Origin of the sequence: Sphingobacterium sp. UBA5996 (assembly GCF_002429765.1) — a bacterium.
In the GTDB taxonomy this organism is placed as follows: domain Bacteria; phylum Bacteroidota; class Bacteroidia; order Sphingobacteriales; family Sphingobacteriaceae; genus Sphingobacterium.
The window spans coordinates 216232-240628 of record NZ_DJAS01000011.1 but is presented as its reverse complement, the minus strand read 5'-3'; the positions used below and the strand labels follow the sequence as shown (position 1 = coordinate 240628).

The 24397-nt window shown below is 41.1% G+C and carries 20 protein-coding genes; 12 read left to right on the top strand and 8 right to left on the bottom strand.

Going from position 1 to position 24397, the window contains the following annotated elements; genetic code table 11:
- Positions 1–10: 10 nt before the first annotated feature.
- The 3 genes from B3E00_RS08440 to nagA all read right to left on the bottom strand — a co-directional run bounded on the left by B3E00_RS08440 (position 11) and on the right by nagA (position 3531).
- Complete coding sequence (locus B3E00_RS08440; RefSeq protein ID WP_293938058.1) at positions 11–565, bottom strand: acyl-CoA thioesterase; 555 nt, start codon at positions 563–565, stop codon at positions 11–13.
- 139 nt (positions 566–704) lie between these two features.
- Positions 705–2330: a glycoside hydrolase family 10 protein gene (locus B3E00_RS08435; RefSeq protein WP_209578494.1), complete on the bottom strand. Its 1626-nt coding sequence runs from the start codon at positions 2328–2330 to the stop codon at positions 705–707.
- Between the two features lie 94 nt (positions 2331–2424).
- Entirely contained in the window at positions 2425–3531 is a 1107-nt protein-coding gene (nagA, locus tag B3E00_RS08430; protein ID WP_293938056.1) for an N-acetylglucosamine-6-phosphate deacetylase, read from the bottom strand.
- A 145-nt stretch (positions 3532–3676) separates the two neighbouring features.
- Here nagA and B3E00_RS08425 point away from each other — a divergent pair, with 145 nt between their 5' ends.
- The 5 genes from B3E00_RS08425 (at position 3677) to B3E00_RS08405 (ending at position 10266) form a co-directional block, all read left to right on the top strand.
- Positions 3677–3808 carry a DUF6728 family protein gene (locus tag B3E00_RS08425; protein ID WP_293938054.1) on the top strand — a complete coding sequence of 44 codons (132 nt, stop codon included), beginning with the start codon at positions 3677–3679 and terminating at the stop codon, positions 3806–3808.
- Between the two features lie 12 nt (positions 3809–3820).
- On the top strand, positions 3821–4207 hold the full coding sequence (locus B3E00_RS08420) for a RidA family protein (RefSeq protein WP_293938052.1): 387 nt from the start codon (positions 3821–3823) through the stop codon (positions 4205–4207).
- A gap of 3 nt (positions 4208–4210) precedes the next feature.
- A complete protein-coding gene (locus B3E00_RS08415; protein WP_293938050.1) occupies positions 4211–5134 on the top strand; it encodes an EamA family transporter in 924 nt (307 codons plus the stop codon).
- 391 nt (positions 5135–5525) lie between these two features.
- Positions 5526–8585, top strand: coding sequence for a SusC/RagA family TonB-linked outer membrane protein (locus B3E00_RS08410; protein ID WP_293938048.1), 3060 nt, complete (start codon positions 5526–5528; stop codon positions 8583–8585).
- A gap of 10 nt (positions 8586–8595) precedes the next feature.
- Positions 8596–10266 (top strand): RagB/SusD family nutrient uptake outer membrane protein, encoded by a 1671-nt coding sequence (locus B3E00_RS08405; protein WP_293938046.1) that lies wholly within the window; start codon positions 8596–8598, stop codon positions 10264–10266.
- A gap of 135 nt (positions 10267–10401) precedes the next feature.
- Here B3E00_RS08405 and B3E00_RS08400 read toward each other — a convergent pair whose 3' ends face one another.
- Positions 10402–11595 (bottom strand): ATP-binding protein, encoded by a 1194-nt coding sequence (locus B3E00_RS08400; protein WP_293938044.1) that lies wholly within the window; start codon positions 11593–11595, stop codon positions 10402–10404.
- Between the two features lie 210 nt (positions 11596–11805).
- Between B3E00_RS08400 and B3E00_RS08395 the strand changes: the two genes are divergently transcribed.
- The 4 genes from B3E00_RS08395 to lipB all read left to right on the top strand — a co-directional run bounded on the left by B3E00_RS08395 (position 11806) and on the right by lipB (position 16777).
- Positions 11806–12231, top strand: coding sequence for a hypothetical protein (locus tag B3E00_RS08395; protein ID WP_293938043.1), 426 nt, complete (start codon positions 11806–11808; stop codon positions 12229–12231).
- Positions 12232–12297: 66 nt separating this feature from the next.
- Complete coding sequence (gene recG, locus B3E00_RS08390; protein ID WP_293938041.1) at positions 12298–14403, top strand: ATP-dependent DNA helicase RecG; 2106 nt, start codon at positions 12298–12300, stop codon at positions 14401–14403.
- Between the two features lie 427 nt (positions 14404–14830).
- Positions 14831–16021 carry a GTPase HflX gene (gene hflX, locus B3E00_RS08385; protein WP_209578487.1) on the top strand — a complete coding sequence of 397 codons (1191 nt, stop codon included), beginning with the start codon at positions 14831–14833 and terminating at the stop codon, positions 16019–16021.
- Positions 16022–16081: 60 nt separating this feature from the next.
- Positions 16082–16777, top strand: a complete 696-nt coding sequence (gene lipB / locus B3E00_RS08380) for a lipoyl(octanoyl) transferase LipB (RefSeq protein WP_209578486.1) — start codon at positions 16082–16084, stop codon at positions 16775–16777.
- Positions 16778–16958: 181 nt separating this feature from the next.
- On the opposite strand, the gene B3E00_RS08375 is transcribed toward lipB, so the two are convergent.
- From B3E00_RS08375 to B3E00_RS08365, 3 genes are all read right to left on the bottom strand, one after another.
- The gene (locus B3E00_RS08375; RefSeq protein ID WP_293938039.1) at positions 16959–18179 is read right to left on the bottom strand and encodes a hypothetical protein; all 1221 of its coding nucleotides are present in this window, start codon (positions 18177–18179) and stop codon (positions 16959–16961) included.
- Positions 18180–18394: 215 nt separating this feature from the next.
- Complete coding sequence (locus tag B3E00_RS08370) at positions 18395–18775, bottom strand: hypothetical protein (protein ID WP_293884212.1); 381 nt, start codon at positions 18773–18775, stop codon at positions 18395–18397.
- 31 nt (positions 18776–18806) lie between these two features.
- On the bottom strand, positions 18807–19223 hold the full coding sequence (locus tag B3E00_RS08365) for a hypothetical protein (protein WP_209578481.1): 417 nt from the start codon (positions 19221–19223) through the stop codon (positions 18807–18809).
- A gap of 187 nt (positions 19224–19410) precedes the next feature.
- Between B3E00_RS08365 and B3E00_RS08360 the strand changes: the two genes are divergently transcribed.
- Both B3E00_RS08360 and B3E00_RS08355 read left to right on the top strand, forming a co-directional pair.
- Positions 19411–20682 carry a hypothetical protein gene (locus B3E00_RS08360; RefSeq protein ID WP_293938037.1) on the top strand — a complete coding sequence of 424 codons (1272 nt, stop codon included), beginning with the start codon at positions 19411–19413 and terminating at the stop codon, positions 20680–20682.
- Positions 20683–20705: 23 nt separating this feature from the next.
- A complete protein-coding gene (locus B3E00_RS08355; RefSeq protein ID WP_293938035.1) occupies positions 20706–22400 on the top strand; it encodes a HEPN domain-containing protein in 1695 nt (564 codons plus the stop codon).
- Between the two features lie 45 nt (positions 22401–22445).
- Here B3E00_RS08355 and B3E00_RS08350 read toward each other — a convergent pair whose 3' ends face one another.
- Entirely contained in the window at positions 22446–23567 is a 1122-nt protein-coding gene (locus B3E00_RS08350; protein WP_293938033.1) for an ATP-binding protein, read from the bottom strand.
- A gap of 457 nt (positions 23568–24024) precedes the next feature.
- Between B3E00_RS08350 and B3E00_RS08345 the strand changes: the two genes are divergently transcribed.
- Positions 24025–24396 carry a hypothetical protein gene (locus B3E00_RS08345; protein ID WP_293884220.1) on the top strand — a complete coding sequence of 124 codons (372 nt, stop codon included), beginning with the start codon at positions 24025–24027 and terminating at the stop codon, positions 24394–24396.
- The last annotated feature ends 1 nt before the right edge of the window (position 24397 follow it).

The following is a 24397-nucleotide window of genomic DNA, read 5'->3' as shown; positions in this document are numbered from 1 at the left end:
CTTCAATCTTTTACGGAGCAAGATTGATCTGTACATCAAAGTGCTTCTGAATATAAGCTTGCTGCTCGGCAGAGTCTGTTTCCATGTCGTGAATGGCACGATCTCTTTCTTTGTCAACTTCCATCTTCACCACACAGCGGTAGAACCGAAATATGTCTTTTTCAGTCTCCAGTATTAACCTCGGTACGCGGGCTGGCCTTCCTGTTTCATCTTTGGCCACCATCGTAAAGTAGGAGGAATTACAATGTTTGGTTTCGCCCGTCTGAATGTTCATCGCTTCTACTCGAATACCGACTTCCATAGATGAGTTGCCCACGTAATTTACCGAAGCGATCAAGGTAACGAGTTCGCCCACTTCAATAGGCTTCAAAAAATCCACTTTGCCAACCGAAGCCGTCACACAATAATGCGCTGAAAATTTGGAAGCAACAGCAAATGCGATCTGATCCATCAAGGACAAAATATAGCCCCCGTGAATTTTACCGCCAAAATTAGCATTGGATGGCAACATCAGCTGTGACATCCGAATCACAGAATCGCTTACTGTTTTATAGATTTCCTCCATACCTATAAATGTACATCGGATCGGTTACAATTCAAAGCAAAACATTGACAACTTGGTAAACAGGGGTGGGGATAGTTAATTTCTCAAAAAAGGGATATCCGTAATACAGATATCCCTTTCCTGATGGTCTGGAAACCACTTATTTTACATGCTCAGCAGCATACGGTCCTTCATTACTCAGACGATCGACAGCTTTTACCGCAACATACTGAAGCTTTTTGTTGTTCGATGTCATTGGGATCTCTTTACTCGTGACTCCAGGATCCAAAATCTCGTATTGCCATACCCCCCCATAGTTGAGATACAATACCCATTTTGCAACCTGATCAATTTGCTGATGCTGCCACTTCGCAAAAATATTTCCACCTTGCGGCGTTAGTAACAAGGATGGTTTCAAAAGTGGATTTGCATTTAACCAGGGACTTGTTGGCACCAGCGCTTTCACCTGGTAGGGTCCATTAACCAAAGCCTGTGTCATGGCCGGGTTTTTGGTCAGCCCTGCCAAACTCCAGTGGATTACACCCTCCCGATTATCAGGCAATAGTGTCCGTGCAGCCTCTACTTGATTAACAATTTCTTGAACATATTCTGTCCCGCGCCTGCCCACTGTATTGATACCCGGCCAAAGGTGGCGTCCCAAGGTATTTTCACTTTCCCACCATTTTAACAGCGCGGTATAGCTCTGCTTAGCGGGTTGTATCGGCCAATACAATTGGGGAGCAAAATAGTCGATCCAACCTTTGTTCAACCATAATTTAGCATCCGCATAAAGCATATCATACTGACTCGATCCCTGGATCCCTGCCGGATAACCTGGTTTCCAGATGCCGAACGGGCTGATCCCAAATTTGACAAAATTCTTTTCCTTTTTAATATCTTTATAAATACGCTCGATAAAGGTGTTTACACTATTTCTCCGGAAGTCACCTCGGGAAAGCGTACCACCATTACGTTTGTATTCATTGTAACTATCCAAATCAGGAAAATCCTGGCCACCATTATATTCAGCATAAGGATAGAAGTAATCGTCAAAATGTACGCCATCGATATCATAACGTTTGACAATATCCATTACTACGCGAGCAGCATGGTCCTGGGTAGATTGTTTGGATGGATCAAACCAGTAATACCCTTGTTTGAGTTTGACAACAGATTCGGGCATTTTACGTGCCATAGAAGCAGACGTAACAGCACCGCCAGCAGTATGATGTGCACGGTAAGGGTTTAACCAAACGTGAAGCTCGATCCCTCTTTTATGTGCCTGTTCTACCCAAAAATCTAGGGGATCATAATAAGGGGATGGTGCCTGCCCTTCTGTTCCCGTCAAAAAATATGACCAAGGCTCGAGATCACTTTTATAAAATGCATCTGCTGATGGACGCACCTGAAAAATTACTGCATTAAAATTATTATTTTTCAAGAAATCTAAAATACCGATGGCTTCCTGTTGCTGCTCTGCTGTACTCAGGTTATTTTTGCTCGGCCAATTGATATTGGCAACAGAGGCCACCCAGGCTGCACGAAACTCACGGGGTAAAGCTGGGAGATTGACGACAATGTCCTTCTTTTTCTCTGCAACTGGCTGCGCTTTTGTCTCAACTGTATTTTTCACCCGTTCGCGCTTAGGTAATGTGGGAGGATCCTTTTTTACAATTTCGACATTGGTCGTTGTGGTATTGACAGGCTCGTGTTTCTTATTTTTCTTGGATGAACAAGAAGATAAAACAAAAAGTGCTGTCGCTAAAAATAATAGGGAACGTTTCATCAATCTATAGAATAGTGTTTTTTCAAAATAACGAACGAAGATACATATAATATTAGTCAATCTTGGACAATGGGCCAATCTTCTGCGAAATGGATCAGCGCTTTAACTCGCCTTTAAAGATCACCTGTTCCAGCTGAAAATCGTCATTAAAGACAATAACATTCGCTATGCTTCCTGCATTTAGATTTCCGATATCCGCTCGCTTTAGCAGGTTTGCCGGATACACCGTCGCCATTCGGATCGCTTCATCGAGTGGTATGCCCACCTTTTGCACCGCATTTTTCACTCCCTCAAATAAGGAGATTGCCGCCCCCGAAATGGTTCCGTCCGGCAGCGAGTAATAGCCATCATTCAATACATGCTGGTAGATATCTTTATCGCAAGCGGCTACAGCATCGGTAATCATAAACAGACGCATTCCCATCTGACGTTTCGCAATTTTCACAGCTTCAAAGCTGACGTGATGCCCGTCGACAATAATACTTGCCTGAGCGGTCGAATGGTTAAAAATCGCGCCAACCAACCCAACTTCGCGATGGTGCAAAGGCGACATGGCGTTAAATAGATGGGTACTTGTTGGAATCCCAAGATCATACCCGCGCGTTCCTTCTTCAAATGTAGCATCACTATGCCCTGCACTGAGCAGCAAATTATAACCCTGTAAATGCTGCAATACATCGTCTGATATACATTCGGGTGCTATGGTCATCATCTTGACAACCTGATTTCCCGCCAAGAGCTCGTCAATCTTTTCCTTTGTAGGCTCGATGATTAATTCCGCAGGATGCGCACCTCGTTTTTTAGGATTCAAAAAGGGACCTTCTAGATGTAACCCTAAAAATGCATCGTGCCGGAAGCCTTCTGCCACGCGAATGGCATCCTTAAAGACGGGTATGGTATTGGTCGCCAGGGTCATCATAAAAGAAGTCGTGCCTTTACCGACCAAGCCCTCGGCGATGCGTTCCAAAGAGGCTACACTACGCTCGGCGGAATACAAGTCCGATCCGTCGCCATACAGTTGCAGATCGATCAGTCCTGCACAAATATTACACCCATTGACTGGATAACTGGTGTAATCCGTAGGCACATCATGCTTATCAACAATTGCGGCAATTTTACCTTCATTAATCAGTAATGCTTTTTCTTCAAAGATCGCCTCACCAGTATATATCTTACCTCCAATTAACGCTAGCTTATTCATAGATTTTTATTTCGTTTACCAATTTACCAAAATTCGAAAATATACTGTCCCTTGTAAACGATTTGTTTCACAGTCGATAAATGTACGCTCAAAGTTTTTGATCTTTTCATTTTAACTTTCTAATTTACTGTTGTAACTTAGTTCCATGTACTTATTTAGAAAGCGCAATGCAGACCGCCCGACGAATGGGAATATAAAAGCCATGCATATTATTAATGCAACGGCCATTATTGTCTTTTTATTGGGGCTGATCTACAAAATATTTTTTACTTCCTAAACACTGTAATCCATGTCAAAAAAAGAAATCTTAAATACGGACAAAGCTCCTGCTGCTATAGGGCCATATAACCAAGCTATTAAAGCTGGCAATACACTTTATATCTCTGGGCAAATCCCACTGGTTCCCGAAACAATGGAGCTAATTGCATCTGGTATAAAAGACGAAGCGCATCAGGTGCTGAAAAATATCGAAGCTATCCTGACAAATGCTGGATATACTTTTGAAGACGTTGTCAAAGCATCCATTTTCCTAAGTGATATGGACAATTTTGCCTTAGTCAATGAAGTTTATGCTGAATATTTTAAAGAAGCACAGCCAGCCCGAGAGTGTGTTGCGGTAAAAACATTGCCGAAGCATGTAAATGTCGAGATTTCAGTCATTGCGTGGAAAGATTAATCCGTGGAAAATAGCAACGAAACAGCAAGCCGCGGAAAATATCTTTTCGCGGCTTTTTTGGCTCCCTTTATTTGGGGATTTATGTCCATACCTGTACGGTGGATACGTGGCTATCCTGCCGAAGATATTCTTTATTTTAGAATTATTACCGCCCTGTTGGTCTTATGGGTATACCTGCTTCTTTTTCGGAGAAAAATGCTAGCAGCTGATATTCGCAAATTTGGGCTTCTGTCACGGGCAGACAAGCTCATTCAAACGGGCCTTATGCTTCTCGCCTCCGCGCTGATTTTTGGGAACTGGTTTACTTACATCTATGCTGTCAACCATGTGAGCATTCAATCCGCCGCATTAGCCTATCTGACCTGCCCCCTAATTACCGCGGCAGGAGCCTATCTCATGCTCAAGGAAAAATTGACTGGATGGCAAAAAACTGCACTTTTCATTGCTTTCAGCAGCGTATGCCTACTGGCAAGAGGTTCATTGAATGATGTCCTATGGGCGATTACTATCGCATCCTGTTACGCGTTTTATCTGATCGTGCAACGGGTATCGACAGGCTTTGACAAGCTCAATCAATTGGTTCTTCAACTCAGTATATGTGCATTGTTTGTGATACCCAAACTGATCTATAATCATCACACCATCCCTAAAGAGCCCGTGTTTTGGGGCACCATAGTGCTCATCGCATCTCTGTTTACGATCATCCCTCTTTTTTTGAGCATGTATGCCCTCATAGGCATTTCATCCACCACGACTGGTGTTCTTTTGTATATTAATCCGCTGATCGCATTTACTTTGGCAGCGACCTACTTTCAAGAACCTGTACAGCCAATAAAATATATCGCATACGGAATCATCTTTATTGCTATCATCCTATTTAATGCTGCAAACATTAAACAGGCCTTTAACAGACCATCCCGAGTTTAAGCACAACGCCCCAATAAATACACCTCTTTGACTATGGAAGGGATGCTCGATGTATCGACATAAAAAAATGACAAACCACACATAACACTGACTAATAATCAATTACAAACAAAAAAACGTTCATATAAAACATTTCCATTGCATAAAATTTTTGAATTTTGTCCAACAATAGTAAATTAGACCCTTATTAAGGGAAATCACACCGCTTTTTCTTCCTATAAATTAGGTATTGAATAGCTTATACTATTAAAAAATAATCATTTATTTCGCCCCTCGATTATTCAATATCTCTTCTTCTAACCAAAATGCTAAATGGAATTAGCCCACTCCATTAGAACTTCACCGTTATGAAAATACGTATATAAAAAACTGAATATAACACATATACTATATGAATAACAAATTATACTCTACTTTGAGGGTGTTGAGTATTGTTCCGACAATGCTTTTTTCAGCATCCTTATTGCATGCGCAAACCAACCAGATAAAGGGAACGGTTGTTGACGCTAAAACCAAAGCTCCTATTCCAAGTGCCACAATTAAAGTACTGGGCACTTCCAACGCAAGTTCTACGGATGTTAAAGGCGCATTTCAGATCAATGTTGATGATAAAAACCGCATATTGAACATCAGTACTGTCGGTTATGAAAATAAAACAGTCACACTAGGACCTGGTGAAACGACAGTAACGGTAAGTTTAGAAGAACAAACACAGCAGTTGGAAAGTGTCGTGGTCACCGCTCTAGGTATTAGCCGTGCACAAAAATCATTAACATACTCTACGCAACAGGTCAATGGGGACGAATTGAACAAAGTCAAAAGTACCAACTTGGCTAATAATTTAAACGGTAAAGTAGCCGGTGTTAATATTGCTTCCAGCTCTTCAGGACCAGGTGGCTCGGCGAAGGTTATTTTGCGTGGTAACAAGTCGGCTTCTGGCAATAATCAGGTACTTTATGTTGTTGATGGGGTCCCTATTAACAACCAGACATTAGCCAGCCAGCCAGACAATGTTTTTGGGGGTCAGCGCGATGGTGGCGATCCTATTTCATTGATCAATCCAGAGGATATTGAAAACATTTCTGTATTAAAAGGAGCATCTGCAGCGGCACTGTACGGTAGCCAAGCAGCCAATGGCGTTATCTTGGTCACAACAAAATCAGGTAAACAAGGTCGCACCACAATCAACTTCTCCTCAAGTGCGCAAATCGAACAGGCTGTATCGACACCGAAATTCCAAAACCAATATGGTCAAGGTTCGGGTGGTAAAAACAGTAACACCAGTGTATTTAGCTGGGGAGACAAAACCAACGGTGCTAACTACGACAATGTGGGCGAATTTTTCCGCACAGGTAGCAACTTCACCAATTCATTGACATTGTCCGGAGGTAACGAAAAAAATCAGACCTACTTTTCTTACGCGAATACACTTGCAAAAGGTATTCTTCCAGAAAACGACCTGATGCGTCACAACTTCAATCTCAAGGAAAGTGCCTCATTCTTTGATAATAAGTTGACCGTTGAAGGAAGCGCCAATTATATTACACAAAAATTGGATAATGCCCCTAGTTCAGGATTTTATTATAATCCACTGGTTGGAACCTACCTATTACCTCGAAGCTTAAATATTGCGGATTATAAAAATTACGAAACATTCAATCCAAGCCGCAATCTGAACGAGCAAAACTGGTTCAGCCTAAGTGATAGTCCCACAACACAACAAAATCCATGGTGGATCGTCAACAGGAATCCAACAAGCTCTACCCGCAACCGTTTGCTTTTAAATGGTAGTGCAAAATATAAAGTAGCGCCATGGATCAGTATTCAGGCTAGGGGAAGCGTCGATCGCACCTCAGAGGTTTGGGACCGTAAAGTCTATGCGAGCACACCAAATCCCCTAGGAAAAGTAAATGGTAATTACAATTATACAAATACCACCATTACACAACAATACGGTGATGTCGTGGCCAACATGAACTTTAATGTCAGCGATAAGTTTCAGATCACAGGATTGGTCGGAACAAGCATCACCGACTGGAAAACCGAAGGTGTAGATTTTAATACAGGTATTGACGGGTTAAAAATCCCAAATCAATTCTTTATTCAAAATACAACAACGCCTGTCACATCTACATTATCGGCTAATCGTAGACAATTACAATCGGTATTTGCATCAGCAAACTTGGCCTACGACAACTGGATTTATTTGGATCTGACGGCGAGGAATGACTGGTCCAGTACATTAGCTTTCACAGGTACAAAGTCTTTCTTCTACCCATCTGCAGGCTTGGGTATTGTATTGAATGACAAATTAAACTTACCTGAGTTTGTCAATATGGCCAAGATTCGTGGTTCGTATGCAGTAGTGGGCAATGATTTACCTCCTTACACGAGTTTATTAACAAACACGGTGAACCCGTACGCTGTATTGACAGTAAATGACATTGCGTTCTTGAAAACATTAAAGCCCGAAAAAACGAAATCTTTTGAAATTGGAACGGAATGGCGCATGTGGAACAATCGTTTGAATGTGGATGTTACGTACTACAAAACAAACACAACGAACCAGTTCTTCAAAGTCGCTGCGAGCCAAGCTTCGTTAAATCAACAATATGCAATTAATGCCGGTGACATCCAAAATCAAGGAGTTGAAGCATTGATATCATTAGATGCAATTAGAAATGATGATTTCAAATGGACAACAAGTATCAACTTCACCTACAATAAAAACAAGATAAAAAAACTAGCTGATGCTGTTCCTGAGTTTAGTTTAACTGGTGAAAATCAAAACAACTTTGCTTCCAAACTTGAGGTAGGCGGTTCTTTTGGTGATATCTATGGACAGGATTTTGTACGGGATGCTGAAGGAAGGATTATTATTTCAGAAGATGGTATTCCTCAAAAAACCAACGCTTATACAAAGCTAGGAAATTCGAATCCAATTTGGCAAATGGGCTGGAATAACAGTTTCAATTATAAAAACTTCAATTTAAGTTTCTTGATTGACGGCAAATTTAATTACGATGTTATGTCTATTACTCAGTCTGTCATGGATGGTTATGGCGTATCAGAAGCAAGTGGAGCCGCTCGTGCAAATGGTGGCGTTGCCGTAAACGGTGTTACACCGAATGGAACTCCTGTTGCTGTCGTCGATGCAGAGAAATGGTACACTTCAACGGGAGGTATAGGTCCTGTCAGTAGCCAATACATTTACGATGGAACGGTCGTGAGACTGCGTGAGTTGACTTTCGGCTATGACTTCAATATTAAAGACAGCTTCTTCAAAAAATTGCGCGTCAATGCTGTAGGAAGAAACCTATTCTACATTTCTAAAAAGGCTCCATTTGACCCTGAAGTAACGATGTCAACAGGCAATTCGCTGAGTGGTGTAGATATCTTTATGATGCCTGCAACCCGCAATTACGGACTTACACTAAATGCAACTTTCTAAACGATCAACAATGAATTTTAATATCAAATATATATCCAAATTCTCCCTGGCCATGTTACTTCTTGGAGGAACGATGACCAGCTGTACAAAGAATTTTGAGGATTACAACAAAAACAATATTGGGCTTACAGATGAAGATTTAAAGGGGGACGGACAAGATCTTGTGCTTTTTTTAAAAAATGCGCAAATGTCTATTTACAATTTCTCTGGTGCGGGAGACCCTAATTCTTATCAAGTACAACAAAATCTGAATGCAGACGTCTTTTCGGGCTATTTCATGTCTCCTACGCCGTTTAATAGCGGTCAGAACAACCTGAATTATGCCATGGTAAATGGATGGAATGGAGAACCATTTAAAGTGCTTTATCTTAACGTTATCAAATCCATTGAAAAATTAAAAAGCAATGGTCTTGCAGAGACCTATCCAGCACTATGGGGCTCCGCATTAGTGATCAAAGTAGAAGCGGCGAGCCGTGTTACAGATATCTATGGCCCTATTCCATATAGTAAAGTAGGCACCTCCAATACTGTTCCATACGACAAACAATCCGATGTATATGCTGCTTTCTTCAAAGAGCTCGATGAGGCTGTAACGGCCTTAAAATCGTACAAAGCGGATAGTCCAATGGCGGCTAAAATCGACCAGATCGATCTTGTATTTCCAAATTCAGATAATCAGGTTCGATTTGCAAATTGGTTAAAAATTGCCAATTCATTACGCCTGCGTTTAGCGATGCGCTTGGTTAAAGTCGATGCTGCTTTAGCAAAAACACAAGCTGAAAAAGCACTGGATCCGGCAAATGGTGGTGTATTGGAAAGTAACAGCGAAAACTTCAAGATCACTATACCGGCGGATGGAACCTACAGCAACCCGCTTTGGTTTATCTCGCAAAACTGGGCCGACACACGGATCAACGCATCACTTTCATCCTATATGGTTGGGTTAAAAGACCCTCGTCTTTCCAAATACATGTCACCCGTTACTAAAGATGCATCAACAACAGCTTTCGCGGGAAAATATATCGGAATCCGCACAGGTGCAGATGGTATCGAAAAAGACAAATACCAAAAGCTATCGGCATTGAATACCGAAGGTACAACACCAACTTTCGTGGCAACAACAGCACCGGTATTAATGACCGCAGCTGAGGTTTACTTCCTTCGTGCGGAAGCAGCATTGAGAGGTTGGAACAATGCTGGGGGAACAGCGCAATCACTTTATGAAAAAGGAGTGGAAACTTCCTTTACGCAATGGGGCGTAACCTCGAGTCTAAGCACTTACCTCAATGATAACACAAGTAAGGCAGCAGCTTACGAGGATCCTTTTAATGCGAAGAATAACGCTGATTCACCAAGTGCTCTTACAGTAAAATGGGATGATGCAGCTTCCAACGAAGTAAAACTAGAACGTATTATCACCCAAAAATGGTTGGCGATCTTTCCGGAAGGACAAGAAGCTTGGAGTGAATTCCGCCGTACTGGATATCCACGTCTATTCCCAGTTGTGGTCAACAATAGCGGTGGACTGATCGATACTAAAATACAGATCCGTCGCTTACCGTTCCCACAAAATGAATACAACACTAATGCAGCTGAAGTACAATCTGCAATCTCGTTGTTGGGCGGACCTGACAACGGGGGTACCAGACTTTGGTGGGATTTAAATAAGGGTAATTTCTAATCGAGAGATCATCCGGGATAAATTCTCAAACGGGGCTATTCAAGTTTTGAATAGCCCCGTTTTTATATAATTTTTACTGTCCCGTTCAACGCAAGATCCCAATGTGGGAAGCGGGTCAATGATCCAGCGGGAATACTAATATAAAAATCCGAATAACCATAGCGGAATCTTTGCGCCAAAACCTGTTTCTATACCATCTGCCGCAATCAGATAACGATCCGCATTTCGAACCTGCTGACTACCTTTATTTTTACCGCCCACTTCGATATGAACCTGCTCGACTAAAAAGTCGCCAGTCTGCGGTTCGGATACTTCCAGTCCTGCATGAAGCAATTGATTCAATAAAAAAGTTTCCCGTAGATTTCCTTGGTTTGGATCTGGGTGAATTGCATAAGAAAGGTTGGTATTTTCCAAGAAAAGTTTGTCCGGCTTTTGTAACCGCGATACGCCTTTCCTTTGTGCGGATAAAACATTTAAGAGTCCTGCGTCCTTCAATTGATAGATGTATTCTAATATGCGATCTCTGGAAATATCCATTTTGGCTGCTAAGGCGGAAATATTAGGCTTGAAAGGAGCGGATTCTGCTATTACTGCTAATAAGCGTTTTACTTTCACAGCCGTACCAGCATTGTAAGATGCAATGTAAGCAAGATCAATATCAACGACCGCATCTATAATTTGCTCTAGTTTAGGCAAATATTCGTTTTCACCTTCGGTAAATATAGGCAGATAACCCGATCGCAGATACTTTGCAAATAGTGGCAGCGGTCTTATGGAGGAAGTAATATTCACACTGATCTCGCGATGTTGCTTTTGAATGTCTTCAAATGTCATCGGAGAGAATGAGGCCACTCCCGAGAACTGGAGATATTCTCTAAAAGAAAGTCCTGCCAATGTATAGCTCACCACTCGCCTGCTTAAATCGGCTTGACCACGATAAATGTCTAAAGCCGATGATGCCGAAAATATAACGCGCATACCGGGAATCCCATCATAAATATTTTTGAGTTCCCTGGACCAGTTAGGATACTTATGTACTTCATCAATCAGAAGGAGTTGCCCCCCCTGTTGATACCAATCCATTGCGGTATCTAATAAACTATGGTTGTAAAACCAGGTATGATCAGCGGTAATATAGAGACTTTTATCTTTTAATGCGCCCAGATCATATTTCATATGCTGCAATAAAATCGTCGTCTTACCTGCCCCACGTGCACCTTTGATCCCTATCATCCGTTGATTCCAGTTAATTTTTTCATGAAGGTATCTCCTGAAATCATTGTTGATGCCCTGCAAAAGAATATCTTGAAAATTGATCAAAGTTTCCATATTGTCGTTTCTATATTACAAAAATAACTAAATTTTGTTGTTTTAAAACTACATTTTTACTAACATATTGTTGTTTCAAACCTACAATCTAATGAAAATTATGCGCAATAGAGTTCAAAATCAAATTTCTCTTGACAAAAACTTAATGGAAATCCTTTGTAGCAAAGACCAAGAATTATCCGTCTGATTAATAAAACCAAGAAGAAGATTATGAAAAATCTCTCCATTTTGAGTATTACCACCCTATTGGCATGTTGCATGCTATTTGTTGTTTGTAAATCGGAATCACATTTCGAAAATGCCTACAAGGATAAAACAGAAAAGGAACTTGAGTCGCTTTCCAATGAGAAGTACAGCAAAATCATTGCCTTTGCTAGCCCAAAATCATGTACTGACGCCACAGAATGGGAAATGATGGAAATACGGACAGTATGTGGGACAAGTTACCTTCCCTATCACAAATCCGTTGACAAAACAACCTTGCAAAATATGATCAATGACAACAACCGGTTGATGGAGATATACCAGCCAATGATGGCTCCCAAAATAAATTGTATACCTTATCGCAAACCATTGGGCATGATCTGTAAAGAAGGAAAAGCAGACATTAAATATGAAGAATCTGCTTCAAAATAGTCACACTAGCCCAAGAAACGGCTCCTTAAACGCATAAATTTTTCGTAATTTAGCCATTCAAGAAGAATGGCTGAATTAAGTTTAATTACCCCCATAGAATACCTCAAAGGTGTAGGTCCACAAAAGGCTGATGTGCTCAAGAAAGAGTTACAGGTATTTACCATTGGTGATCTACTAACGCAATATCCTTTCCGTTATATCGACCGTACAGAGTTTCATAAAATCCGGAAACTTCATCCCGATATGATGGCGGCACAGGTACTGGGGCGATTGGTTTCGCTACAACTCGTGGGCGAGAAAAGAACGAAACGTCTTGTCGGTTCTTTCAAAGATGAAACGGGCTCCATGGAACTGGTCTGGTTTCAGTCCATCCCATGGCTCCAAAAATCATTAAAAGTCGGCTCAGCCTATATTATTTACGGCAAGCCGAGCGAATTCAATGGGCAGCTTTCCATTACGCATCCCGAAATGGATTTATATAATCCGCAGGTTAAACAGATCGGCAACATGAGTTTGCAGCCGGTGTATTCGTCGACAGAAAAACTCAAAAAGTTCAATCTGGATACCAAAGGGATCCAACGCTTGCAGCAGACTGCATTGGAAACTGTATTCCGTGGTATTGACGAATCGCTTCCTCAGGATGTCATCATTAAGCATCGTTTGATTTCCAGACAACAGGCTTTTGCATCCATACATTTTCCAAGCGATCAAAAGGAGCTGAACCAAGCGATTAAACGCATCAAGTTTGAAGAACTATTCTTTATACAGCTCAAGTTGCTCAACAACAAACAGCTCAATACCCAGAAGTTTAGAGGCCAGCGCTTCAATAAAGTCGGTGAAAAATTCAACACGTTCTTTAACGAGCGCCTTCCATTTCCTTTAACAGGAGCGCAGAAACGCGTTGTGAAGGAAATTCGCCTGGATACCAACACAGGCGCGCAGATGAACCGCCTCGTACAGGGCGATGTAGGGTCCGGGAAAACTGTTGTTGCCCTGATGAGCATGCTGCTCGCTGTAGACAATGGATTTCAGGCGTGCATGATGGCTCCGACAGAAATCCTGGCGACCCAGCATTATCATGGACTTAAAGATCTTGTGGGCGAAGATATTGTTACGATAAAGCTTCTCACTGGCTCCACCAGTACGAAAGAACGTCGTCTGATCCACCAGGCCCTGGAGGATGGTAGCCTGGATATTTTGATTGGCACCCATGCCCTGATCGAGGATAAGGTAAAATTCAACAACCTAGGCTTCGTAGTAATTGACGAACAGCACCGTTTTGGTGTAGAACAGCGGGCAAAACTCTGGCGCAAGAATGTCATTCCACCGCATATGCTGGTTATGACAGCGACACCAATCCCACGGACACTAGCCATGACCATGTACGGCGACTTGGACATTTCCGTCATAGACGAATTACCAGCAGGACGTAAACCAATCAAAACTGTCCACTTTTTTGAAAGTTCGCGTTTACGAATGTTTGGTTTTATGCGTGAGGAGATTGCCAAAGGCAGGCAGGTCTATGTGGTGTACCCGCTCATCAAGGAAAGCGAAAAACTTGATCTGATATATTTAGAAGCAGGCCTAGAAAATTTGCAACGTGAATTTCCGCTACCACAGTATAAGATCAGCATTGTTCATGGTAAAATGCCCGTAAAAGATAAAGACTTTGAGATGCAGCGCTTTGTCAAACATGAAACGCAGATCATGGTTGCTACCACCGTTATTGAGGTCGGTGTCAATGTCCCGAATGCTTCGGTCATGGTCATTGAAAATTCCGAACGTTTTGGGCTATCCCAGCTGCACCAATTGCGTGGCCGCGTAGGCCGTGGTGCCGAACAGTCTTTCTGTATCCTGATGTCGGGGAATAAACTGAGCAAAGAAGGACGGTTGAGACTGGATACCATGGTGCGTACCAACGATGGATTTGAAATTGCAGAAGTGGATCTGCAGCTCCGTGGGCCGGGCGATATATCCGGGACACAGCAGTCGGGTGTTCTTGATCTCAAAATGGCAAATCTGGCCACAGATCAAGCGCTGCTCACCGAGTGCCGAAATACCGTTATCGAAATCTTCAAAGAAGACCCGATGCTCCAAAGCGAAAAAAATCATTTGCTCCGAAGCTTCCTCGCAAGAAAATCAGAGGGTATCGCCTGGGACAAGATTTCTTAATCGCATGTCATTTTCGCTAGGAAAATTGATCCATCAGGGCAGGGCTTCCTAAAAGCCCCTTATCTTTTTTGTATATAAAACCAAATTTATTTACTTTTGCATCATTATGAACATGATATAGAAAATATCCCTTCTTTTACTAGGCAAAAGATGGCGACCGAACGTTTACATATTTTGAGTTGCCCTGGTAAGCAAATCACAGGAAATTTATTGGTTAATGGAGAATTATGTCATAATCGGCATCAGTCTTGTGTGGTGTACAAATACATAAATTCTTAAATTTACCTTTTCAAACAAACATCGAGCTTTCGGGCTCATTGAACAATAATTAAAAAAGTGAATGAATAACAAGAGTTAGGTAATAAATAGTTTGCACAGCACTGCTCAATCACCTTTCGATTTCACTTAAAAGACTTAATAGTACAAAATGGCCAGATTTAAAATACACGATACAGCTATAAAACCCGAAACAGCCGTCTTGGTGAGTGTCATCACCCCAAGCGTAACGGAAACAAAAGCAAAGGAATACTTGGAGGAACTTGAATTTCTTGTGCAGACTGCCGGTGGGGAGACCAAAGGCATGTTTACACAAAAGTTGGGTTTCCCAGACCGTGCCACATTTGTCGGCAGCGGAAAGCTGGAAGAAATAAAAGCTTATGTTGAAGCTGAAGAAATTGACATCGTTGTTTTCGACGACGAGCTTTCACCTTCCCAGCTGCGCAATATTGAAAAAGAACTCAAACGCAAGATACTGGACCGTTCCAATCTGATCTTGGACATCTTTGCCCGTCATGCCAAAACTGCACAGGCAAAGACACAAGTAGAATTGGCCCAATTGCAATATCTTTTACCACGTCTGACCCGTATGTGGACCCACTTGGAACGTCAGCGGGGGGGTATTGGTATGCGTGGTCCGGGTGAATCACAGATTGAAACCGATAGACGTATCATCCTGGACAAAATTTCTTTGTTCAAAGAACGCCTAAAAGCAATCGACAAGCAAAACGAGACGCAACGGAAAAACCGTGGTGAGATGATCCGTGTAGCTTTGGTAGGTTATACCAACGTAGGAAAATCGACGATTATGAATATGATCTCCAAGTCTGACGTACTGATCGAGAATAAACTTTTTGCTACACTGGACACCACAGTACGCAAAGTTGTGATCGACAACCTCCCCTTCCTGCTTTCAGATACGGTCGGCTTTATCCGTAAACTACCGCACCATTTGGTGGAATGTTTCAAATCGACATTGGATGAAGTTCGCGAAGCCGATGTACTGATCCATGTAGTCGACATCTCACACCCCAACTTTGAGGACCATATCCAAGCAGTAAATGAGACATTGAAAGATCTTAAGGCATTGGACAAACCAGTGATTACGGTATTTAACAAGATTGATCTTTACAAACCGGCTGTTGAAGAAGGGCATGATGGCGAAGAGATCGAGGTCACATTGGATGATTTCCGTAATTCATGGATGGCAAAAAATGCAGATCCCGCAATCTTCCTATCAGCAACAAATAAAACGAATATCGAAGAGTTCAAACAAAAACTGTACGATATCATTGTGAAGATGCACAATGAACGTTATCCATACAATAACTTATTGTATTAATTTTGACAAACAATCCTGTGAATGGGCCTTATGCCCATTCACAGTTTAAAAAAATACGAAATGAACAAAGAGGTGCAGTTTCAAGATTGGGGTCTTGTCGATTACCAAGAAGCATGGGACAGACAAGAATCCATCTTTAAGGGAGTATTGGATATCAAGCACCACAATAGGGTCAATGCGACAACGACCATTACCCCAAATTACTTGATCTTCACAGCACATCCGCATGTTTACACCTTGGGGAAAAGCGGGCACGAGGAATACTTGCTGTTAGATGAAAAAGGGCTCGAAGAGAAGGAGGCCAAATTCTACAAGATCAACCGCGGTGGTGACATTACGTATCACGGCCCCGGGCAGATTGTCGGCTACCCGATTCTGGATCTTGACAACTTCTTTACGGATATCCACCTTTATCTGCGCACACTGGAAGAAGCGATCATATTGACCTGTGCTGATTTTGGTATTGAAGCCGGAAGATATCCCGGGTTTACGGGTGTATGGATTGAACCGGATAAGCCAACAGCGCGCAAAATATGTGCGATGGGAGTACGCGCTTCACGCTGGGTGACCATGCATGGCTTTGCCTTCAATGTCAATACAGATCTTGACTATTTTAGCAATATCATTCCTTGTGGCATAGACGATAAAGATGTTACGTCGTTAAAGCGGGAACTTGGCAAAGAAGTCGACATGACAGATGTGAAAGAAAAACTGAAAGGCCATATTGCGAAACTCTTTGAAATGCAAATAGTGTAATTTAAGTTTTCAACAACATACTAAGTCCCTTTGAAAGCGGAATTTTAATTTCCCTTCAAAGGGCCTTATTTCTGAGCATCCCCGTTCCTCCTGTTTAATAAAACTCCTGCTAAGGACACAGACGAAGGACATTTTCAGACACTTAGTGGTCTTTACGTGCCCCCGACGCTATTTTCGAATATTAACAGTAAAACATACATTCGTAGCTGGCGAGTTTCCCATCGGCAAATCTGAAGATAAATAGCCCAGCATCGCCGTTCTGGATATAATATACATGCGGATCAGTGATCCAATTCGCCGAAAGCAGGTCGCCAACGTGGTCTACAAAGTCTTTTTCTGCATAATTAGCATCCATCCGCTCACTCCCCATGACAATGGTTTCGCCAGCACTAAAAAATAGCTGGTACAAACTACCCGCCACTCGCCCTTTATTATTTTTTTCAAAGGCAACGATCATATTGGGTGTTTTATAATAGTACTGTGGCTCCCACCCACATTCGGGCATATCCGGGATTTCGGAAACCCGTTGCAAAGCCAGTTGCTTCATTTGAGCATCTGTGATCTTTCCGTCAAATAAAGATACGCCTTTCCACTCGAAATGAAAGTTTAAAGCTTTTAGTTTCTTTGCATATACTTCAGACTGGAGTTCATTGTGAAACTTATCGGCCAAGACCAATTCAAAATCGATATCAACTTTGGGATCCACTACTCCTGCTTTGGTGTAGGTTTCCTTCCAATAAGTAAGAGCTTCTTTCAATTTGGAATACTTGGTCCAGCCTATTTCCCGCAGACGGCCTACCGCCGCCAGCTCCTTTTCCTGATCCTTTCCTTTGACGTCCAAATAATCTTTTAAAACCTTTTCGTAGGTGAGTTGGGCACCCAGATATTTCATCTGAATATATTCAGGTCGCTGATGAAAGTGGTCACCAATATACACCCATCCGTCAGTATACAGCGGCACATAATCGATGCACACCATTTCATTGAGACCTGCCCTACGCACAGCGGTACTTGTTGTATTGGATGCCTTACGCACGCGCAATTGCGAGACCTGTATATAGAAATGTGGGCATTGAGCACCCGTTGTTCCGCGATAGAAATATTGCTGCGGCTCCCCGGCCGACTTCTTTCCATACATAGCGCTTTTCAGGGGCTGACGGTCTATAAAACCAATATCGCCATTACTCACCTGCACCTTATACTGTGTATTGGTGGAATCTAGCAGGTAGACAGGTGCCTCAGTCGGGAAAACTCCCAAGAGATCTTTATTATTTCCTGCTTCACGGTAAAGGTGCCCCCATGTTGAGGTATACATTGGTCGCTGACCTGCTGGCTGTGCTACTGCGTAATTGATAAACCAACTAACAAAAAAGCAGAGTATAAGTAATCCTTTTTTTGACACAAATTAATTCTTTGAATGCATGACTAGTTGCCGTTCCATTGCGATCAATAGCAGGTAATACCTTTTCTACAAATGCAATTGCAGCCTTCATTGATGCTGGTTAAACAAACACCATTTCGATAACCAAATTAAACAAAAAAGGGGCCAATGAAATCACCGGAATCAGGTATTTTTTGAGCTAGGGAACGATCAGATGTATAAACTACCGGATGTCACTATTTGCGTTGCAGTAAACTCACCTGACCTTCCAATGAGAGGATTGTCTTTTCTTGTGCTTTGACCGTTTGCTCTAAAGCATTGATCAACTGCTTATAAATTCCGAGGCCCTCGGCTGTGGCTGGAGTTGTTTCGACAGGCGGTGCACTTACCTCTACTTTCTCATACTTCCGCATCATGGTTCCTTCGCCCATCAACAACCATGCGGGACTAATATCGGGATGTTTGGACAATATAGCGATCATGGCATCCGAACTAAGTGCGGTATTCTTCTGCCCTCCTTTAAAGTTTGCATAGGAAAGTTGCACATCTCTGAAAAATTCGGTTTTACTGATGCCTTTGGTTTCGGCGATCAGCAGCACGCGTTCCTTTACATTCACTTTTGCCCCTTTTTTAAAAAATGTTTGTGCTTTATTTGTTCCTTAAAGATTTTATTTCTTGCTCTTGTATCGACAATAATCGCTCTAACGAAATAATTGTCTTTTCTTGAGACTTAATAGTGATATTTTGTGACGATATAACCTGTTTTAATGAATTGACTACTGCATTGGTTATGCCATCTATTTCATTAGTTACATAGCCTCTCTCGTCCTCCTCCTGAGCAAGAGCGGGTTTTAACATCTCACCTTCACCCTTTAATAACCATTCCGAAGAGTACGCTGGAAATTTTTCAACAATACTCACTAACCACTTTGCCTGCACATCAGTGTTATTGCTTAAAGCACGTGTAAATACACCCCTACTCGCTCCTACTGCAGTTTCAAAGGCTGTTACACTCAGTCCTTCTCTATCTGCAATAACTTTAATTCTCGTTAAAAAAGAACTCATAATCAATAATTATCAATATAAAATTTGTTTAATCGAAAATTAGTGTTTAAATTAGCTTTACCATTGATAATTATAAACACAACATTTAATCAAAAACCTTAAATATGAAACCGAAAAGGCTTTAGATCAGTGCACGGATCAGTATTTGCCCTAGTAGCAGTTTCATCAACTAAAAAAATATAATCTGATGAAAAATACGCAAAAGAAACTAAAAGCGAAACATTTTCGCTATTTAACCCAAGAACACATCGACGATCCGATGAAATATCTTATAGAGTTCTTTGAAAGCGAAACGTCCATACGGGACTGGTTAGCAGACTTAAATATGTTAATCAACGCGGCTTCAAACGCAAAGATGAGCCCACCGCGTTCCTCTAACGGATATCTCACCAAAAAATTAATTGAACAGGTAGAATTGGCGTATGTCATTTTTAGGAGATGTAAACTAAAAACAATAGAACAACCGTTGAAGTTCAATAAACGTGTTTCAGACTACTGGAGTCAGCTATTAGCAACAGACTCACCGGCACGTAATATTGACACAGCAGCAGACAGCATTAGTCGATTTTTTTCCTATCAGTCTTTGCAAAAATGGTACGACGTTCTTGATGATTTATGGATAAGTTTAGTAGACAGGTATAATGATTTTTTAGGCAATAACGGCCATGCAATACTTACTGTAAAAGAATTCTTAATGCGTCTGGCAGCTTCTCTCGGAAAGATCTATGAAAATAAAATACTTCCAGACAATGTTATAGAAAATCAAGAAGACATTGCAAATGAGCAGTGCCAAACCCAGCAATCTTTGGACGAAACAGAAGACGAAATACTTCACACCAAAAAATGCATCATATTGCCTGACTGGCTTGCTTCCCAACCTTATTCCATCTCAGCATTAAAAGATTTCTTTGATAGAGACGATCTAAATGGTTGGCGAGAAGACATCCGATATTGGTACCAAACGGTCATCGACGAAAAAGAATTCTGGTCGGCGGACCACGAAAACAGTAAATTTTCTGGCGCAAATTTACTCTTTAACTATACCTGCCTTTACGCCTTATTGGAAATGTTATTCAATAAATCTGAGGAATCCCCTATTCTTCCAGTCGGCATGGACGATTCATTTTCGATATTGCCCGAATGCCAATCAGTTTTGATTGGGCACATGAATAAAGAGATCGTGCTTTATTATGTTTCAAATGAAGAACTGGACAATCCTTTGTCAGCACTATTGGCAACAGTTAAATCATACGATCAGCAAGAGTGGAACGAAATCTTGTATGAATGGATCAACTATGGGCTCGCCAAAAACCGATATACCGGCGCCTATTCAGATTACAGTACACGAATTTACCAGACTATGATCAAAATAATAGAACTCGCCTATTTAACAGCTTTTTCTGAAGAGATAGAATCTCTCAATCAAAAACAAACAGCTCCTCTAGAAACAGAAATATAAAGCCCATTTATTCAATCCATATTATGAACACCGATATTAACCCTATTATCGAGGCAATCCTTCGTACCGTTGCTGTCGATGAAATCTACCATTGGACTTTTGACCACGATAATAAAAAGTTTCAGATGCTACAGATTAATATAGCATCAAATAAAGGAATGCGACATTCGGATCCGAGTAGCATGATTAACAAAATTGTCAAAAATCGCCCATCAGACTTATATATCAAAGTGTACCTTACGAACGAAGCACAAAAACAACTGGATCTCGGACAGGCTCGCACTCATCTTATCTACCAGCCTAAAAACCGCGTTTATCAAAATCCGGCGCAAGAAATCCCACTGATCTTTCCAGATTATACAGCTACAGAGATTATCGAAAAAACAAGATCATATATCGACAAAGAGAAAAGTAAAATCAGATCGTTTATAGATGGACACTTTTACTATTTGGATAGTAACAACCATGCTCACGCAGCCTTTATGCTACATCAGGCCATCGAACTATCCCTGAAAACTGCAGAACATATCCTTTTGAATGATGATCGAAAATCACATTCGCTTACAGGTAGTATGGGCTACCTTAAAAATTTTGACTCTAAACTGGCGATACTAATCGACAACAAAGAAGAAAAACAAGCCTTAGCTAAAATTGATGAAGCTTATATTGGTTATCGCTATAATCAAGATTATTTTATCGATGAAGATGTATTAGAAACAGCCTATCAGATTGCTATCAATACATTAAACTGGATATACGATTATTCGAATATTTTATTCAAAGAAATTAAGTCAAAACTTAACCCTCTCCCAGTTGCTAACAACGAAGTTGAAAATTGCAAAAACACCATTGAAATGTCCAAACGAAGCTATTGCAACGCCAATTATCGAGACCTCATTTTAAACGCTATAGAGCGCTATTGCACTCCTGCGCTGGTCGTATGTTTCGGTTATGATTCTGATCATCACAACTATCATAATGCGCTGAAAAGGGTAAAAAATGATTGCATCACGCATGCTTACTATATTTTGGTCACTTATGATATTTTAAGTACCGAGATCAATAATCTAACGCAGCTCATAACAGGTATGCTTCCCAACAATGTATCGCTTACGATGGTCGCGGAAAACACGAAAACTTTTACCAAACAGCTCTCAAACGGGCATCCATTTTTTGTGTCGCTCCTCAAAGTGGGCGACATCTGGTTTCAGAATCCATCCATAGCCAATATCGATCGGGAAAGCATCGCCGCTCCACAGTTAGATCTTGAATATGTACGTCAAAAATGGAAGACGCGCTATAATAACGCGCGTACATTATACTTACCTTATGACGAAGACTGGTCGTCAATAAGCATCGAGGCCATATATTATATGCTGTCGCAGGCGTTGGAGCAGACTTGTCTCGGTGTAATCAATAGCGTACTTCAATACAAACCGCAACGGGTCAATCTCACTTTCCTCATGCAACTCTGCAAATTGATAGTTCCTGATGTCTACGCCACATTTTGCTTAGATCATGAAGAGCCGCTTAAGGCCTTTAAAAACATAACGGAAGCACAACAACAATTTACGCACAATGCAAATTATAAAGGAGATCCATTAGCAGTTATGGAATTGCAAAAACGCACAAAAACTTTTATAGAAAGGTGTAACCAAGAGATGGAAAGCTATTTTGAGAGGATTTCTAGCCAACAGCTGGTCGAACAAGTTGAATAGAAGAGATTATTAAAAATAGAAGCCTGAGCCCCCCTATTTCAACGATTATTCAAGACCAATAAACGCTCTAAAATTATCCTTTGAGATTACCTGAACATCTGCGCTATAGGCTTCTACAAAATTTGACGGTATTTTTGCTTTCGACTTAGGGTTCCATTTAAATTCGTAACCGGTTATTTTGCCGTCCGCTTCTTCTACATAATCGATTTCCTGCTGCTGTTTAGTCCGCCAGAAGTATTTATTGACAAAGCGCCGGCTATAACTGTTGTGTTTTAAGCGTTCTGAAATCAGAAAATTCTCCCAGAGTGCCCCCACATCATCCCTTAATTCGATTGGATTAAAGTTTTGTATCACAGCATTGCGGATTCCGTTGTCATAAAAATATATTTTTCGATTTGTCTTTATTTCATTACGCAGGTTTCGGCTAAAGGAAGTCAAGGGGAATATAATGTAAGAAATTTCCAAGAGATGAATATAATTGGCAACAGTGTTTTTATCAACTCCTGTAAGCTGGGCAATTTCATTATAGCTCACTTCGGATCCAATTTGAAAGGCTAAGACTTGAAGGATCTTCTCGAGAACTTCTGGTTTTTTTATATTCGCTAAGGTCAAAATATCCCGATACAAATAACTTTGAGAGATCTCATTGAGTACTTCCCGTTCGTCACCGCGGCTAGTAATCGATTCTGGATAAAATCCATAAACCAGTCTAGTTTCCAGATCGCCTGCAGCATTAAGAAAGCCAATACTATGCTCATATTCTGCATAAGAAATAGGGAAAAGATTGAACTCTCTCTTACGTCCTGTCAATGGCTCATGTGTATGGGTTTTCAACTCAAGCGCCGAGGATCCGCTGAGGATAAGCTCGACATCTTTAAATTGGTCATGTATAATTTTTGCTGTTAAACCAATATTTTCGATACGCTGTGCTTCATCAATAAATACCACTTTAGCTTGACCAATAATTGTTTCAATCTCTTTTGTGTTAGGACTGTTGAGATAAGTCCTTACCAAGGGATCATCCCCATCCAAAAATAAATAATCGTCACCAGAAAGTATCTCTTTGATCAGGGTAGTTTTACCTACTTGCCGCGGACCAATTAGTAGGATAGTTTTCGCCTTAAAAAGTGCTTGCTCCAACTTATTTTTGATTAATCGCTGTATCATAGTACATTTTGTATTCACCAAAAGCAATGCTTTTCGGTGAGTATATTCACCAAAAAGCATTACTTTTGGTGAATTATAATATCATATAACTTTTGTATACTATTAAATACTGCCTTAAATACGATGGGACCCCCAGAATTCATCAGTCGAAGCCTTAAAGAAATCACCAAAATATTTATCGAAGAATGTAACTAGGAGATGGAAAGCCACCATTTCTTCATCTCCCTAAACAAAACTGACCAAGAAGCCTCGCAAAGCAAGGGCGGCAGAAAAATGAGAAAGATGACATCCGGATCAATCGTAACTACGGGTAAAGTGGGAATAGTGTAAAGATCTCAAATGGAAATTACAAAAATCACAGGACAACCTAATTTTTTTCTGTACCCCTATTTTAACGGCACTCTGTACCTAAACAGCATCCTGTACCCTTCTTAAATTAGCAAAAAGATTTATTCTTATGGCGACAACTGCACATCAACCGTATCTGATCAGACAAGTGGAACTTTCTGATTTAGCGCTTATCAAAGAAATGCAAAACAAAAAGCAGGTAGATACAGCACGCATAAGCATGCCTTTCCTAGTGCTCGACCAAGGCAATCAATTAAAAGCCTTTTCATCTGTAATACTCTGCAAAAAGAATTTACTGTCGGTCGAAATGACCTACGAGGGTCCTATTTCGGATACGCTTTCCATCGTATTTATGGACAAAGCGCAATCCTTCTTTGAGCAGCAGTTGATGGACCTATTTGGTTCGGAAGAATCGCTCAGAAAAGGAATCCACCGATATAATAACTGGTTAAATCAAAACAGAAACAGTAAATTAGCATAAG

What these genes read in the sequence shown, in the direction of transcription:
- B3E00_RS08405 (WP_293938046.1), top strand. Translation starts at nt 8,596, where the DNA reads ATGAATTTTAATATCAAATATATATCCAAATTCTCCCTGGCCATGTTA.
- nagA (WP_293938056.1), bottom strand. Translation starts at nt 3,531, where the DNA reads ATGAATAAGCTAGCGTTAATTGGAGGTAAGATATATACTGGTGAGGCG.
- B3E00_RS08400 (WP_293938044.1), bottom strand. Translation starts at nt 11,595, where the DNA reads ATGGAAACTTTGATCAATTTTCAAGATATTCTTTTGCAGGGCATCAAC.
- B3E00_RS08355 (WP_293938035.1), top strand. Translation starts at nt 20,706, where the DNA reads ATGAACACCGATATTAACCCTATTATCGAGGCAATCCTTCGTACCGTT.
- recG (WP_293938041.1), top strand. Translation starts at nt 12,298, where the DNA reads ATGGCTGAATTAAGTTTAATTACCCCCATAGAATACCTCAAAGGTGTA.
- B3E00_RS08350 (WP_293938033.1), bottom strand. Translation starts at nt 23,567, where the DNA reads ATGATACAGCGATTAATCAAAAATAAGTTGGAGCAAGCACTTTTTAAG.
- B3E00_RS08435 (WP_209578494.1), bottom strand. Translation starts at nt 2,330, where the DNA reads ATGAAACGTTCCCTATTATTTTTAGCGACAGCACTTTTTGTTTTATCT.
- B3E00_RS08410 (WP_293938048.1), top strand. Translation starts at nt 5,526, where the DNA reads ATGAATAACAAATTATACTCTACTTTGAGGGTGTTGAGTATTGTTCCG.
- B3E00_RS08440 (WP_293938058.1), bottom strand. Translation starts at nt 565, where the DNA reads ATGGAGGAAATCTATAAAACAGTAAGCGATTCTGTGATTCGGATGTCA.
- B3E00_RS08345 (WP_293884220.1), top strand. Translation starts at nt 24,025, where the DNA reads ATGGCGACAACTGCACATCAACCGTATCTGATCAGACAAGTGGAACTT.
- B3E00_RS08425 (WP_293938054.1), top strand. Translation starts at nt 3,677, where the DNA reads ATGTACTTATTTAGAAAGCGCAATGCAGACCGCCCGACGAATGGGAAT.
- B3E00_RS08365 (WP_209578481.1), bottom strand. Translation starts at nt 19,223, where the DNA reads ATGAGTTCTTTTTTAACGAGAATTAAAGTTATTGCAGATAGAGAAGGA.
- B3E00_RS08395 (WP_293938043.1), top strand. Translation starts at nt 11,806, where the DNA reads ATGAAAAATCTCTCCATTTTGAGTATTACCACCCTATTGGCATGTTGC.
- hflX (WP_209578487.1), top strand. Translation starts at nt 14,831, where the DNA reads ATGGCCAGATTTAAAATACACGATACAGCTATAAAACCCGAAACAGCC.
- B3E00_RS08420 (WP_293938052.1), top strand. Translation starts at nt 3,821, where the DNA reads ATGTCAAAAAAAGAAATCTTAAATACGGACAAAGCTCCTGCTGCTATA.
- lipB (WP_209578486.1), top strand. Translation starts at nt 16,082, where the DNA reads ATGAACAAAGAGGTGCAGTTTCAAGATTGGGGTCTTGTCGATTACCAA.
- B3E00_RS08360 (WP_293938037.1), top strand. Translation starts at nt 19,411, where the DNA reads ATGAAAAATACGCAAAAGAAACTAAAAGCGAAACATTTTCGCTATTTA.